The sequence below is a fragment of the Streptomyces sp. NPDC093795 genome (genome assembly GCF_044764665.1).
Lineage (GTDB): Bacteria > Actinomycetota > Actinomycetes > Streptomycetales > Streptomycetaceae > Streptomyces.
This window is the reverse complement of the sequence record NZ_JBIWIO010000003.1, coordinates 490,173-505,179: the sequence shown is the minus strand read 5'-3', so window position 1 is coordinate 505,179 and position 15,007 is coordinate 490,173. Positions and strand designations below refer to the sequence as shown.

Here is a 15,007-nt window from a genome sequence, read left to right as displayed (position 1 = left end):
GTCAGGTCAGGTCAGGTCTCACACGCGGTCGGCCGCGGGCTCCTCCACCACGGAGACGGCTGGGAGAAGCCGGTCGTGGACCGCGGTGTCGATGTCGCCGGCGACCGGGCAGGGGACCGCGGCGGCGGACAGGGCCACCGCCTGGCGCAGGATGTCCGGCCACGCGGAGCCGGCCGCGAGGCCGGCCGCGATCGCGGCCACGCAGGCGTCGCCGGCGCCGGTCGGATTGCCGGAGAGCCGCTCCGGGGGTGCCGCCCGCCAGCTGCCCTCGGGGGTGATCGCGTACAGGCCGTCGGCGCCTGCGGAGGCGACGACCGTCCGGGCGCCCAGGTCCCGCAGGGCCGCGGCGGCTGCGGGGAGGTCGTGGTGTCCGGTCGCCGCCGCGATCTCGTCGGCGTTGGGCTTGACCACGTCGGGTCCGGCGCTCAGCGCCTCGACGAGGGCGGGGCCGCTCGCGTCGAGCACCGTTCGCACTCCGGCCGCCGCGGCCGTGCGGATCAGCCGCGCGTACGCGTCCGGCGGCAGACCGGGCGGGAGGCTGCCGCTCAGGACGGCCACGCGTACGCCGGCGAGCAGCGAGGCGAAGTGGCGGGCGAAGAGCTCCCATTCGGCGGGATCCACCCGCGGGCCCCGCCCGTTGAAGACGGTGGCGTCGCCGTCGTCGCGCGAGACGACGGCGAGGGTGCGCCGGGAGTCGCCGGCGACGTCGAGGAACGCCTCACGGACGCGGGCGGCGCGGAGCTCCGCGCGGATCAGGCGGCCGGTGGGTCCGCCGACGAGGCCTGTCGCCAGGGGGTCGTGCCCGAGGGTGGTGAGGACGCGGGCGACGTTCACTCCCTTGCCGCCCGCTCGTTCGTACGTGGTGTCGACCCGGTGGGAGGTACGGGGCCGCAGGCCCTCGACGCCCCAGGTGACATCGAGGGCGGCGTTGAGGGTGACGGTGAGGATCATGGCGCGGGTACTCCTGTCCGCGGGGTGGTGAGGGTGTGCCCGGCCGTTCGCATGGCGGCGAGGCCCGCGCCGAGGCACCCGGCCCAGTCGCCCAGCTCGGCCCGGACGAGTGCGGGTGGGCGCTGGAAGGTGAGCCGTTCCCCGAGCCCGGCCCGTACGGGGTCGAGCAGGAGGTCGCCTGCTTCGGCGAGACCGCCGCCGAGCACGATCGACTCGGGCGCGAGCAGGGTGGTGGCGGTCGCGAGGGCGTCCGCGAGGCCGTCGGCCGCCCGCTGCCAGACGGCTCGCGCGACGGGGTCGCCCCGTACGGCGAGGGCCGCGACGTCGGCGGCGCCGATCACCGCCCGGCCGGCGCGGGCGGTGTACGCGGCGGCGACGGCGGTGGCGGAGGCCACGGTCTCCAGGCAGCCGGTGCCGCCGCACGCGCACGGTTGTCCCCCGGGCTCGACGACGACATGGCCGAGTTCGCCCGCGTGGCCGCCGGAGCTGATCGGTTCGCCGTCGCAGACGAGGGCGGCCGCGATGCCGGTGCCGATGGCCACGAAGAGCACGTTCCGTGCGCCGCGGGCGGCCCCGAGGGCGCGTTCGGCCAGGCCGCCCGCGCGCACGTCGTGGCCCAACGTGACGCGGAGCCCGGTGCGTTCCTCCAGGAGGGCGGCGAGCGGGAGGTCGCGCCACCCGATGTTCGCCGACCACAGGGCCCGTTGCCGCTCGTCGTCGACGATGCCCGGCACCACCACGCCCGCGTGGTGCACCGGCAGTCCGCGTTCGTCGGCCATGGCGTTCAGGGTGAGCAGGGTGTCGGTGATGGCGTCGACGACGGCGAGCGGTCCTTCGGCGCGCGGTGTCGGCCGGCGCACCGTCTCCAGCGGTCGCAGGTCGTGGTCGAGGACGGCCCCTTTCATTCCGGTGCCGCCGACGTCGAGGCCGAGTACGCACCCCTGCGCATCCATGAGCATCGAACCCTCTTGATGATCGGAGCTGCTCACTACAGAGGAGTAACGAGCAACTTCCAGCAGTCTATGTGACTGGAGTATCACGTGCCCGAGCCCTTCTCGTCCAGGACTCCGGGGCCCGAGTTCGACGGCGTGCGCGGATCACTCCCGTGCGCCTGCGCGATCCTCGGCGTTACGATCAGCTCCGCGCATGTCTCCCGAGGGGGCCGGTCGACCGGCCGCGCGGACGGTCCTCGTCCCTCGGCATCGGAGTTTCAGGGCACGGAGGGGAAGCGGCGCATGTCCAAGCAGGAGCGATGGAGCAAGCTGCTGGAGCTGCTCGCGGTCGACGGCAGGCTGGAGGTCGAAGGCGCGGCCGCCACGATGGCCGTGTCACCGGCGACCATCCGGCGCGACCTCGACGAACTCGCCGAGCAGCAGCTGCTCGTCCGTACGCGCGGCGGGGCCATCGCGCACGGCGTCTCGTACGAGCTTCCGCTGCGGTACAAGTCCTCACGGCAGGTCTCGGAGAAGCAGCGCATCGCGAGCGCGGTGGCGGACCTGCTGACCCCGGGGGACGTCGTGGGCCTCAACGGCGGGACCACCACCACGGAGGTGGCGCGGGCCATGACCCTCCGGGCGGGCGGCCCGTCGGAGCGCGGGGAGAACGCCACCGGGCCGATGTTCACCGTCGTCACCAACGCACTGAACATCGCGAGCGAACTGGCGGTCCGGCCCCAGTTCAAGATCGTGCTGACCGGCGGCGTGGCACGGCCCCAGACGTACGAGCTGGTGGGCCCGCTGACCCAGGGAGTCCTGAACCAGGTGGTGCTCGACGTCGCCGTACTCGGCGTCGACGGCGTGGACCCGCGGCTCGGCGTGATGACCCATCACGAGGACGAGGCCGGCATCAGCAGGCTCCTGGCGGAGCGCGCCCGGCAGGTGATCCTCGCGACGGACTCGTCCAAGATGGGCAAGCGCGCGTTCGCCAGGATCTGCGGCCTCGACCGGATCGACGTGCTCGTCACCGACTCCGGGCTCGCGCCCGACATGGCGGCGCGGCTCACCGAGGCGGGCATCGAGGTCATCAGCGTCTGAGGCCGCATCCGCCCACTCACCAGTCGTTCCACTGAGGGCGCCCCCGTCCGGGGGCGCCCTTTCGCGCATGCCCTGGCACCCCACCGCGCCCGATTCCCTTGCCGGCACGGGCATATATGCATCTTTTACGTAACGGGCCTAGTCTCACCCGGCCTTCGTCATGTTTACTCTGACCACAGCAGATGCTCGTTAATGAGCGAACCCTCGGTAAACAAGCCAGGTTTGAGCACGCTCCGAAAATCTGCTGCAGTTCCCAGCCACACGGCCGCGTCGCCTCCGACCGGTCAGGAGACAAGGCGGTTCTGACAATGAACAAGCGGTTGATCACGGCGGCCTGTACGAGCGCTCTCGGCGTCCTCACCCTCACGGCCTGCGGCAGCGGCGGAGGTGCGTCGGAGAACGGCGAGGTGACGCTGAAGCTGGTCGCGGCCGACTACGGCGACAAGGCGTCGAACAGCTCGACGGCCTACTGGAAGGACGTCGCGCAGCGCTTCACCGCCGCCAACCCGAAGATCAAGGTCGATGTCCAGGTCATCAACTGGAACGACATCGACTCCCAGGTCAAGACGATGATCCAGAGCGGCAACGTCCCGGACGTCCTCCAGACCGGCGGCTACGCCGACAAGGTCGCCGACGACCTGCTCTACAAGGCGGACGAGGTCCTGTCGGAGAAGACCCGCGCCAATCTGATCGACAGCTTCGCCAAGGCCGGCGAGGTCGACGGCACGCAGTACGGCATCCCGTTCGTCTCCTCGGCGCGGGCCTTCTTCTACAACAAGGCGATCTTCGCCAAGGCCGGCATCACCGAGGCGCCGAAGAGCTGGGACGACCTCAAGGCCGCCGCCGCGAAGATCAAGGCCAAGGTGCCCGGAGTGACCCCCTACGCACTGCCGCTGGGCCCCGAGGAGGCCCAGGGCGAGTCGCTGATCTGGGAGCTCGGCAACGGCGGAGGCTTCACGGACGCCAAGGGCGCGTACACGCTGGACAGCAAGGCCAACATCGAGTCCTTCGCCTGGCTGAAGTCGAACCTCGTCGGGCCCGGCCTCACCTACGCCAACCCGGCGACGACGGACCGCAAGACCGCGTTCGCGGACTTCGCGGCCGGCAAGACCGCGATGCTCAACGGTCACCCGTCCCTGATCCAGATGTCCAAGGACGGCAAGGTCGACTACGGGGTCGCGCCGATCCCCGGGAAGACGGGGGCGCTCACCTCCACGCTCGGCGTCGCCGACTGGATGATGGCGTTCAAGGACAACGGCCACAAGGAAGAGGTCCGCGCGTTCCTCGACTTCGCGTACTCCAAGGAGAACACGCTGAAGTTCGACGAGACGTACAACCTGATGCCGGTCACCGAGGACACCCTCAAGGAGATGACCGGCAACGGCAAGCACAAGGACCTGGAGCCCTTCTTCGCCCTGCTGCCGAACGCGGTCTTCTACCCGCTGGGCGACACCTCGTGGGACGCCGTCTCCGCCGAGATCAAGAAGAGCGGCGGTACGGCCGTGAACGACCCCGCCAAGGTCCTGGGCGAGCTCCAGAAGAAGGCAGAGGACGCGGTCTCGGACCAGTAGTCCCCGCGCACCGCCCTGTCACGGAAGGCACCTTCGTGTCCAGCACTTCCTCCACCAAAGGCCCCGGCCGCAAGGGCCGGGGCGGCCTGGCCCGGCTGGGGCCGCTGCCCTGGATCGGCCCGGCCGTCCTGCTCATCGTCCTGGTCGTGCTCTGGCCGGTCTACGAGATGGTCCGCACGTCGTTCCTGAAGATCAGCAGCAGCGGCTTCGTCCGCGGCTCGGCCGGCTTCGACAAGTACAAGCAGCTGTTCGAAGAGCCGTCACTGCCCTCGGTCGTCCTGTCGACCGTGGTGTGGACGGTGGTCGTGGTCACCGCCACCATGGTGATCTCGCTGGCCCTGGCCCAGCTGTTCAACCAGCGGTTCCCGGGCCGCCGCGTCACCCGCTGGGCGCTCATCGCGCCCTGGGCCGCCTCGGTCGTGATGACCGCCATCGGCTTCAAGTGGATGCTCAACCAGACCGCCGGCGTCCTCAACACGCTGATGACCGACCTCGGGCTCGTCGACGGTCCCAAGGACTGGCTGGGCGACCCCGCGACGGCCTGGCCCTGGATGATGTTCGTCGCCGTCTTCGTCTCCCTGCCGTTCACCACGTACACCCTGCTCGCGGGATTGCAGACGATCCCGGGTGAGATCTACGAGGCGGCCAAGGTGGACGGCACCAACACCTGGCAGACGTACCTGCGGATCACCCTCCCGCTGCTGCGGCCGGCGTTCCTCGTCGGTGTCGTCATCAACCTGATCAACGTCTTCAACTCGTTCCCCATCATCTGGAGCATGACCCGCGGCGGTCCTGACAGCGACACCGCCACCACCACCGTGTTCATGTACCAGCTCAAGAACTCCGACATCGGCCAGTCCGCGGCGATGTCCGTCGTGAACTTCGCCCTCGTCGTGGTCATGGTCGTCGTCTTCCTCAAGGCCAGCCGCTGGAACCAGGAGGAGAGCTGATGGCCCAGCACACCCTCGACCCCGCGGGGACGACCACCCGGAAGGCCCCGGCCCCCGGCCCCGGCGCGGGCGGTCCACGGCCGGGCGCCCCCCGGGCGCCCCGCACCCTGCGCCCGCGGACCCTGCTGATCACCGCGGTCGCCTGGCTGCTCGCGGCCGTGTTCCTGATGCCGTACGCGGAGATGGTGATCACCGCTCTGCGGCCGGCGGAGGAACTGCGGGACGCCACCTACCTGCCGAGCGCCTTCGAGTGGGCGAACTTCGTCGACGTATGGCGCGAGTCGCACCTCGGGGACAACCTCCGGGTCACGCTGCTCGTCGCCGCCGGCTCCACCCTGCTCGTCCTGCTCGTCGCCATCCCCGCCGCGTACTACACGGCGCGGATGAGGTTCCGGGGCCGGAAGCTGTTCCTGCTGCTCGTGCTCATCACCCAGATGTTCCAGCCGACCTCGCTGCTCGTCGGTCTGTACCGCGAGTTCTACCAGCTGGACATGCTCAACTCCGTCTGGACCCTGATCCTCTGCAACGCGGCCTTCAACCTGGCCTTCGCGATCTGGATCCTCACCGCCTACTTCGCCTCCATCCCCGAGGCGCTGGAGGAGTCGGCGATGATCGACGGTCTCGGGCGGGGCGGAGCGCTGCTGCGGATCACCCTGCCGCTCGCGATGCCGGGGGTCGTCACCGCGATGATCTTCACCTTCATCGCGGCGTGGAACGAGTTCGTCATGGGGCTCACGCTCTCCACCATTCCGGAGAGCCAGCCGCTGACGGTCGGCATCAACAGCTTCATCGGCAACTACACCGTCCAGTGGAACTACCTGTTCGCCGGTTCGGTCATCGCCATCGTGCCCGTCGTCATCCTGTTCGCGCTCATCGAGCGGAAGGTCGTCTCCGGCCTCACCGCCGGATCCGTCAAGTAGCGCGGTGAACACGGCAGTTCGAGGGGAACGGGAGCCGCCGACGGCGGCGCCCCGCCCGGGGCCGCCGGCCGTACGACGACGGCGCGCGGACCACGGGACCGTGATCGCCCTGCACGTGGGAGGCACCTTCATCCGGGGGTGCGTGCTGGGACCCGACGGGTCCCCACGGGTCGGGGAGCGGTGGTTCACCCGTCCCGAGCGGGGGCCGGACGCCGTCGTCGAGAGCGTCCTCGCCGCCGCCGCCTCACTCGCCGCGCGCTGCCGCCCCCTGGCCGCGGGCGTGGCCCTTCCCGGCGTCGTCGACGAGACGTCGGGACGGGCGGTCCGCGCCACCGCCCTGGGCTGGCACCGCATCCCGGTCCGGGACTGGGTGGCCGAGCACCTGGACCTGCCCGTCGCCGTGGGCCACGACGGGCGTACGGGGGGACTCGCCGAGGCGCGCGCGGGAGCCGGCGGCGACTGCCGGAACTTCCTCTACGTCTCGGTGGGCGACGACTTCGCGGCGGCGCCCGTCGTCGACGGCCGGGCCGGGCCCGGCGAGGACGGCGGGGCGGGAGAGTTCGGCCATGTCGTGGTCCGGCCGGAGGGCGGCGACCGCTGCCACTGCGGCCGTCACGGCTGCCTGGAGACCGTCGCCTCCACCACCGCCGTCACCCGGCGGTACGCACGGACGACCGGCTGGCGAGGGGTCACCGCCCGCGAGGTGTACCACCGGGCCGACGCGGGGGATCCGCATGCCCGCGCCATCTGTACGGACGCGGTGGACGCGCTGGTCGGCGCCCTGGCGACGGAGATCCGCCGTCACGCCCCGGAGCGGGTGGTCATCGCCGGAGAGCCGGGCGAGGCGGGGCCGTCGGGCCTCACGTCGCTCCGGGCGACGCTCGCGGGCCACCTCGCCTCCCCCGCGGTACCGGAGTTACGGCTCGCGCGGTTCGGCGAGATGGCGGCGTGCGTGGGGGCCGCCTACCTGGCCCGGGACATGGTGACCGAAGCAGAACTACGACCGGGTAGGTCTTGACGCTCTCCCCGGGCCCGCCCGCGCCGCCCTCCTACCGCAGCCCGAAGACCTGAACTCCCCGCTCCGGACGAGCCTCGCGCCAGTCCGGAGCGGGGCTTCGTGCTGTCCGCTGCCCGCTGCCCCTCGCCCGCATGAGGCGGGCGGTGTCACAGCATGGCGGTGCGGGAGCCCCGGGTGTTCCGTACCGTCACCGTGGCGATGTCGGAGCGGTAGCGGTCGTCGGACCATTCGATCGGTGCGCCGTGGGAGTCGGTCGTCAGTCGACGCTCCCTCAGCAGGGGATAGCCCTCGGGTACGTCGAGCAGCTGGGCGTCGGTGGCCTCGGCGGGCACGGCGTCGAAGGTGTGCCGGGCCGAGTGCAGGTCCACCCCCTGCTCCGTGAGCAGCGCGTAGATGGAGCCCGCGTCCAGATCGGCTTCGATCAGTCGCCGCCCGATGGGCTCGACGTACGTCATGCGTTCCAGCATCGCCGGGCGTCCGTCGAGCAGCCGGAGCCGCAGGAGCTGGACGGCCAGGTCGTCGGCATCGATCTCCAGGGCCGCCGCGATCTCGGGTTCGGGCCGCCGCAGGGCGATCTCCTGGAGCCGCTGCCCCGGCACGTACCCCGTCATCTCCGCGCGTCGCGTGAAGGAGAGGAACGACTCGAACGGCTGGGCGGGCACCGCGTCGAGCACCGTGGCCCGCCTGCCCTGGCCTCCGCCGATCAGGCCCTCGTCTCGCAGCGCGGCGAGCGCCTGTCGTACGGGCCCTCGCGACGCGGTGAACTCCTCGCAGAGCTGGGCCTCCGACGGCAGCGACTCACCCACCTCGATCTCGCCGCGGCGAATGCGCCGGCGCAGTTCGGTGGCGATGGACTGGTGCAGAGGGGTTGCCATGTCCGCGACCCTACCCGGCTCGGTTCGCCGCGCTCCCGGGCCCGTCCGACGCGAATGAACATCCCGGAAACTTGTAGATATGAGTCCTTGTGTCCCATGACAACTGCTGCCAGCTTTCCCTCGTACGCACTCCGCGACCGTCCAGGCAAGGGAGACCAACGATGGCCGAAAAAGGCATCAACAGAAGGCTGTTGCTCGGGGGCGGCGTCGCCGTCGCACTCACCGCCGCCGTCCTGGAGTACACCGACCAGTGGACCCGGGCCACGGGTCTCGCCGAGCTGCTGCGCCGGGCCGGGTTCACGGTCGTACCCCTCGACCTCACGCGTCCGGCGACCGCGCAGCCCGAGCCCGTGGACCTCATAGCGTTCGGCAGCTTCACCAACAACGACGCGGCCTACCGTACGTACGTCGCGGAACACGGCGCCTCACTGCGCGAGTTCGCCGCCGACGGCCGGGTGGTCCTCGACCTGGCGCAGTCCGACCAGCTGGGTGCCTCCGTCGCCTACCTGCCCGACGCCTCGGAGCCGTACGGACCGACTCCGACTACGACACCATCCACCCCACCGCGCCGGACCACCCGCTGGTCGCCGGCCTGCGGACCAGTGGCGGCCTGCTGTTCACCGGGCGGAACACATCCGTCCGGGTCAGCTGGGAGACGGTCAGGGAGTGGCGGTCGATGCGGGTGCTCATGGCCTGCGACGCCACCGGGTTCCCCCCGGCGCTGCTTGAGGGACGGCACGGCAGCGGCCGGTTCCTGGTGTCCAGCCTCACCGTCGACAAGTGCTTCGACGCCTCCGGCGCGGCAACGCAGCCCGCCGCGGCCGTCGAGGACAGCGCCGCCTTCTTCGTCGCGCTCGCCCGCTATGTCCGCCTGGTACGAGCCGGAGCGGCACCCGCCGTCACGCCCACCTCCATGCGTCGACCGCCGCGCGAACGCCACCTTCGGCCACGCGGCCGACGGCACCCTCCTGACCACCCGCGAGGCCGGCCAGGGCATCTACACCTCCTTCCGCCGCGGCCCCATCGAGGTCTTCCTCCTCGACCCCCGCTGGTTCAGCCGCACGGAACCCAGCTGGGCCGACCCCGCCAAGCCCGACCTGTCCGGGCCGGGTGCAGGGGGACTGGCTCCGCGAGGGCCTGCGGACCAGCACGGCCCCGTTCAAGGCCCTGGCCACCGGCATGATCTGGGACGACACGCAGAACACCGAGCCCGACGACTGGGGCACCTACGCGCACGAGCGGGATGCGATCCTCGACTACATCACCCAGCAACCCCACCCTGACGGCGACCTGGATCAACCGCGACGGCCGGAGGCTCTTCGAGGTCCACCGCACGGCGACGGAAATGGGCCACCGGGGGTAGGGAAGCCCGCCGGGCGGACCCCGTCACACTTGTGCATACAAGTGTGACGGTTCAGTCCTCGTAGGGGAGAACTGCCTCCAGGGTGTCGGCGGGCTGCGCGTGAAGGGTGCCGTCCGGGCCGCCGACGCGCAGGTGCCACGGGTGCCGGCTGTCGGTGGTCACGTGAAGGTGGTCACCCCGGCGGCGCAGGTGGAAGCGGGCCGCCTCGCCGGGGCCGTCGGCGGCCGGGATCACGACGGTCCGCTCGGCGCCGTCGGCGAAGGCGTGCACCCGTAGTTCGACTCCGTCCGGCCAGGCGGAGACGGGGTGCTGGTCGTCGGCGCCGAGCGGGAGGACGGAGCCGGGGCGGGCGAGGAGCGGCAGGGTGTGGAAGTCGTGCCGCTCACGGATCCAGCGGGGGCCGGTGATCCGGGCACCGGTGAGGACGTTCGTCCACGGCCCTTCGGGTACGTAGTACTCGACCGTCCCGTCGTCACTGAAGACCGGGGCGACGAGCAGGTCGTCGCCGAGCATGTACTGCCGGTCGAGCGTGCCGACGGCGGGGTCGTCGGGGAACTCCAGGACCATGGCCCGCATGACGGGGACGCCGGTGGTGTGTGCCTCCTGGGCGGCGCGCTGGAGGTAGGGGGCGAGACGGTGCTTGAGCAGGGTGAACTCGCGGGTGACCTCGACGGCCTCCTCGCCGTAGTCCCAGGGCACGCGGTAGGACTTGCTGCCGTGCAGGCGGCTGTGCGAGGAGAGGAGACCGAACTGCACCCAGCGCTTGAAGACGGTGGGGGTCGGAGTGCCCTCGAAGCCGCCTATGTCGTGGCTCCAGAAACCGAAGCCGGACAGACCGAGGGAGAGCCCGCCGCGCAGTGACTCCGCCATGGCGTTGAAGTGCGACTCGCAGTCGCCGCCCCAGTGCACCGGAAACTGCTGGCCGCCGGCGGTGGCGGAGCGGGCGAAGAGCAGGGCCTCGCCCTCCCCGCGTACCTCGCGCAGCAGCTCGAAGACGGCCCGGTTGTACAGCTGCGTGTAGTAGTTGTGCATCCGCTCCGGGTCGGAACCGTCGTGCCAGACCACGTCGGTGGGGATCCGCTCGCCGAAGTCGGTCTTGAAGCAGTCCACGCCCTGGTCGAGCAGGGTGCGCAGTCTGCCGATGTACCAGGCGCGGGCCGCGGGATCGGTGAAGTCGACCAGCGCCATGCCGGGCTGCCACAGATCCCACTGCCACACGGAGCCGTCCGGGCGGCGCACCAGATAGCCCTCGCGCATGCCTTCCTCGAACATGGCCGACTTCTGCGCGATGTACGGGTTGATCCAGGCGCTGATCCGCAGTCCCCGCTCCTTGAGCCGGGTCAGCATGCCGACCGGGTCGGGGAAGGTGTCGGCGTCCCACTCGAAGTCGCACCACTGGTAGGCGCGCATCCAGAAACAGTCCAGGTGGAGGACGCTCAGGGGGATGCCGCGCTCGGCCATGCCGTCGACGAAGCGGTTGACGGTGGCCTCGTCGTAGTCGGTGGTGAAGGAGGTCGTCAGCCAGAGGCCGAGGGCCCAGGCCGGGGGCAGGGCGGGGCGGCCGGTGAGCGCGGTGTACCGCTCCAGGATCCGCTTCGGCGTCGGGCCGTGGACGACGAAGTACTCGAGCGACTGGTCCTCGACGCTGAACTGCACCTGGCCGACCGCTTCGGAGCCGACCTCGTAGCTGACCTTGCCGGGGTGGTTGACGAAGACGCCGTACCCCCGGTTGGTCAGGTGGAAGGGGACGTTCTTGTACGCCTGTTCGCTGCTGGTGCCGCCGTCGGCCTGCCAGATGTCCACCGTCTGGCCGTTCCTGACGAACGGAGTGAACCGCTCCCCGAGCCCGTAGACCAGTTCCCCGACTCCCAGGGAGAGTTGGCCGAGCATGAAGTGCCGGCCTTCGGCGTCGGTGGCGAATCCGGTGCCGCGCTCCCCCACGGAGGTCAGCACCCGCCCGTCGGCGGTGAAGTCGAGGCGCCACGGCTCGGCCGTGTCCACCCGCAGCGTCAGGTCACCGGCGACCAGCTCGACGACCCCACCGTCCCGGCGCACCTTGCCGGCCCCCTGCTCCGCTCCGGGCAGCGCGAACTCCGGACCCCGCCGTACGGCGCCGGCGTGGTGGGTGGTGCGTACCCCGATCACGCCCTCGGCCGGCGACCAGCACTCGACAGTGAGCAACGGACTGTTGAGGGTGTCGCCGCGACCGCGCACCTGCTTCACCGGAGCGTAGAGCGTCATCCGGTGCTCGTCGGCCCGGATGTCCGCGACCTCGGCGGCGTAGCGCGCGGTGTGGCCCGGGCGCATCAGCCAGTACCCGTCGGTGAACTTCATCGCGAGGTTCCCTCCGTACGCGACGCACCGTGCGCGGTGATCGGGCCACGGTTCCCGTGGGGGCCCTCACCGAAGCGGAAGGCGGCGAGGCGGAAGGCGCCGTGCAGCGTCAGTCGCAGGTCGTGGACGCCGTCCGGCGGAGCGGTGAACTCGGCGGCGCAGGCCGTCCAGGTGTGGCGGTCGCCCGTGACCGGCACCCTGATCTCCGCCAGCCGCCGCTCACCGGCGTGGAGTTCGAGGCGCGCCTCCCGCGACCCCTCGGCCTCGCGGGCGGTCTCGACCTCCACGCGTACCGCTCCGGTGAGGTCGACGGCACGGAAGAGGAGGGTCGCGGGCCGCGTCGCCGGATCGGCAGGGGCGACGGCGTCGCCGTCGGCGCGGGTGGCGTCGACGATGGTGGTGTGCTCGTGGTCGTCGAAGTCGACGGCCAGGGTCCGGCGTCCGACGACCGCGCGGGGCTCGGGGGCCGCCCCGGTGACGGTGAGCGGTGCGGTGAGGACGGGGTGCTCGGCGGAGCGGGCGACGGTGATCTCGTATCCGCCGGGGTCGACGGTGAAGGCACCGGTGGCGACGTCCCAGTGGGCGAGCCGCTCGGCCGGCAGCCGGAACGTGACGTCCCGGCTCTCCCCCGGCTCCAGGCGGATCTTGCGGAAGTCTGCGAGGCGCCGCCGGGGGGCCTCGTAGCGGGCGTCCACGGCCCGGACGTAGAGCTGGACGACCTCGCTGCCGGGCCGCGGGCCGGTGTTGGTCACGGTCACCGCGACGTCGACCGTGCCGTCCTGGGCCATCGACGAGCGCGACAGACGCAGGTCGCGGTGGGAGAAGACGGTGTAGGAGAGGCCGTGGCCGAAGGGGTAGAGGGGGGTGGCGCGGTGGTACTGGTAGGTCCAGCCGCCCTTGATGATGTCGTAGTCGAGCGGGTCGGGCAGCGGGTCGTCGCCCCGGTACCAGGTCTGCGGCAGGCGGCCCGAGGGCTCGGCCCGGCCGAGCAGCACGGCGGCCAGGGCGTGGCCGGTCTCCTGCCCGCCGTGGGACGTCCACACCACGGCGGGCAGGTGCTCCTCGGCCCGGTCGACGGCGTACGGGTAGCTGCTCATCACCACGAGCGCCGTCTCCGGGCGGACGGCCGCGACCGTGCGCAGCAGTGCCTCCTGTGTCTCGGGGAGGTCGATGCCCGCCCGGTCCTCCGTCTCCCGGCCGTTGATCAGCGGGTGGTTGCCGAGGACGACGACCGCCGCGTCCGCGGCTTCGGCCGCAGCCCGCGCCTCGGCCGTGCCGTCGCGCAGCAGCTCCCGCTGCCAGCGTTCGGCGGCGTCCGGGGTCTCGGCGGTGACGGTCACCCGGCCGTCCGTCGGGTCCACGGCGGCGTAACGTCCGGTGAGGACGGAGCGCAGGAGCAGGTCGTGGTCACCCCCTCCCCCGCCGACCGCCCCGCCCGCCGCTTCGAGGCGGAAGGTCTCGTGGATCTCCCAGCTCTTCAGCAGTTTCTGGTCGGCCGCGAGGGAGGCGTCGTCCTTGAGGCTGAGGTAGCGGCCGGTGTCGGCGGCGCGCAGCGTCAGCACGCCGTGGCCCCAGTCGACGACGTCGAACGCGGTCTTGCCCAGGAGTTCGCCCGTGGTGCGGGAGCGCAGCGCGATCCGGTCCGAGCCGTCCACATGGATCACCTCACCTCCGTGGGCGCCGAGTTCGGCGGCGAGTCCTGAGGCGATGCCGACCTGGTACGGCATGGTGCCGCTGTACCAGTCCTCGCACAGCGTGTCGGCGAGCGGGCCGACGACGGCGATCCGCGGTGCCCGCGCCGGGTCGAGCGGCAGCAGGCCCTCGTTCTTGAGCAGCACCACCGACTCGGTGGCGGCGCGCCTCGCGAGGGCGCGGTGCTCGGGGCAGTCGATCACCTCGGGGCCGATCGCCGCATAGGGGTCGAGGTCGGGGTCGAACTCGCCGAGCCTGAAGCGCAGTTCGAGCTGACGCCGGACCGCGCGGTTCACGTCGGATTCGTCGATCAGGCCTCGCTCCAGGGCCTCGCGCAGCCGGCCGAGCGGTGTCTCGCTGTCCTCGCCGTGGTCGGTGAAGCTGTCGATGCCGGCCTTGAGCGCCGCCGCGTGCGACTCGACGTGGTCGTCGAAGTAGTGCTCGGGGTCGACGAGGTTGGACGGGGCCTCTGCGTCGCTCACCACGAACAGCTCGTGGCCGGTCGGCCGCGCCCAGCGGCGGAGTTCGGTCTCGATGAGCGGAGTCACGTGGCAGGGGCGGCCGTTGACCAGGTTGTACGCGGCCATGGCCCCGGTCGCGACCCCGGCGGCGACGACGGGGCGGAAGGCGGCGAGGTCGTACTCGTGCAGCACGCGCGGACGCAGCCCCGAGGAGGTGGTGCAGCGCTCGTCCTCGTTGTTGTAGGCGAGGAAGTGCTTGAGCACCGGGGCCGCGCGCAGATAGGTCGGGTGGTCGCCGGACAGGCCCCGGCAGTAGGCCTCGCCGAGGCGGGCGGTGTGCGTCGGGTCCTCGGAGTAGCCCTCCTCGTTGCGCCCCCAGCGCGGGTCGCGCAGCAGGTTGAGGACGGGCGCCCAGGCCTGGAGGCTGTTGGGGGCGCGGTCGGGGGCGATCACCGGCGGGCGGTGGCGGTGGAAGGCGCGCAGTTCGACCGAGACCGCCTCCGCGACCCGGTGCACCAGGTCCTCGTCCCAGGTGGCGCCGAGGCCGACGGCCTGGGGGAAGACCGTCGCCTCCCCCAGCCAGGAGACGCCGTGGAGGGCCTCGCTGCCGGTACGGAAGGAGTCGACGCCGAGGCGCGGGACGGCCGGCGCGTACTGGTGGAGCATCGCGATCCGTTCGTCGGGCGTGAGCCGTTCGAGCAGGTCGTCGACGCGTCGGCGCAGCGGGAGCGCGGGGTCGCGGAAGGGCGGCTGATCGGCCGCGGACGCGGACAGGGAACTCACGTGGGCAACCCCTCGGCAGGCTGGCGGTGACACTCTTCGTCGAAGCGCTTCGACGC

11 protein-coding genes are annotated in these 15,007 nt (G+C 71.6%); 5 read left to right on the top strand and 6 right to left on the bottom strand.

Translation table 11 applies throughout. The features are described 5' to 3' along the window. Positions 1–18: 18 nt before the first annotated feature. Both ACIRB7_RS11090 and ACIRB7_RS11085 read right to left on the bottom strand, forming a co-directional pair. Entirely contained in the window at positions 19–951 is a 933-nt protein-coding gene (locus ACIRB7_RS11090) for a 1-phosphofructokinase family hexose kinase (RefSeq protein ID WP_403595555.1), read from the bottom strand. After that, positions 948–1,904: an ROK family protein gene (locus ACIRB7_RS11085; protein ID WP_403595552.1), complete on the bottom strand. Its 957-nt coding sequence runs from the start codon at positions 1,902–1,904 to the stop codon at positions 948–950. Before ACIRB7_RS11085 ends, ACIRB7_RS11090 begins: the two co-directional genes overlap by 4 nt. 282 nt (positions 1,905–2,186) lie before the next feature. Between ACIRB7_RS11085 and ACIRB7_RS11080 the strand changes: the two genes are divergently transcribed. From ACIRB7_RS11080 to ACIRB7_RS11060, 5 genes are all read left to right on the top strand, one after another. After that, positions 2,187–2,984, top strand: a complete 798-nt coding sequence (locus ACIRB7_RS11080) for a DeoR/GlpR family DNA-binding transcription regulator (protein ID WP_403595549.1) — start codon at positions 2,187–2,189, stop codon at positions 2,982–2,984. A gap of 308 nt (positions 2,985–3,292) precedes the next feature. Further along, on the top strand, positions 3,293–4,555 hold the full coding sequence (locus ACIRB7_RS11075) for an extracellular solute-binding protein (protein WP_403595546.1): 1,263 nt from the start codon (positions 3,293–3,295) through the stop codon (positions 4,553–4,555). Positions 4,556–4,590: 35 nt separating this feature from the next. Next, on the top strand, positions 4,591–5,505 hold the full coding sequence (locus tag ACIRB7_RS11070) for a carbohydrate ABC transporter permease (protein ID WP_403595543.1): 915 nt from the start codon (positions 4,591–4,593) through the stop codon (positions 5,503–5,505). Continuing rightward, positions 5,505–6,425 (top strand): carbohydrate ABC transporter permease, encoded by a 921-nt coding sequence (locus ACIRB7_RS11065; protein WP_403595540.1) that lies wholly within the window; start codon positions 5,505–5,507, stop codon positions 6,423–6,425. The genes ACIRB7_RS11070 and ACIRB7_RS11065 overlap by 1 nt, the downstream gene beginning before the upstream one ends. 100 nt (positions 6,426–6,525) lie before the next feature. Beyond that, positions 6,526–7,443, top strand: coding sequence for an ROK family protein (locus ACIRB7_RS11060; RefSeq protein ID WP_403595537.1), 918 nt, complete (start codon positions 6,526–6,528; stop codon positions 7,441–7,443). Positions 7,444–7,589: 146 nt separating this feature from the next. Here the strand turns inward: ACIRB7_RS11060 and ACIRB7_RS11055 are convergent, their stop codons facing one another. The 4 genes from ACIRB7_RS11055 to ACIRB7_RS11040 all read right to left on the bottom strand — a co-directional run bounded on the left by ACIRB7_RS11055 (position 7,590) and on the right by ACIRB7_RS11040 (position 14,942). Next, entirely contained in the window at positions 7,590–8,318 is a 729-nt protein-coding gene (locus tag ACIRB7_RS11055) for a GntR family transcriptional regulator (protein WP_403595534.1), read from the bottom strand. A gap of 543 nt (positions 8,319–8,861) precedes the next feature. After that, positions 8,862–9,008, bottom strand: coding sequence for a hypothetical protein (locus ACIRB7_RS11050; protein WP_403595531.1), 147 nt, complete (start codon positions 9,006–9,008; stop codon positions 8,862–8,864). A 724-nt stretch (positions 9,009–9,732) separates the two neighbouring features. After that, on the bottom strand, positions 9,733–12,015 hold the full coding sequence (yicI, locus tag ACIRB7_RS11045) for an alpha-xylosidase (RefSeq protein WP_403595528.1): 2,283 nt from the start codon (positions 12,013–12,015) through the stop codon (positions 9,733–9,735). After that, positions 12,012–14,942: a glycoside hydrolase family 3 C-terminal domain-containing protein gene (locus ACIRB7_RS11040; protein ID WP_403596202.1), complete on the bottom strand. Its 2,931-nt coding sequence runs from the start codon at positions 14,940–14,942 to the stop codon at positions 12,012–12,014. The genes yicI and ACIRB7_RS11040 overlap by 4 nt, the downstream gene beginning before the upstream one ends. Positions 14,943–15,007: the final 65 nt, after the last annotated feature.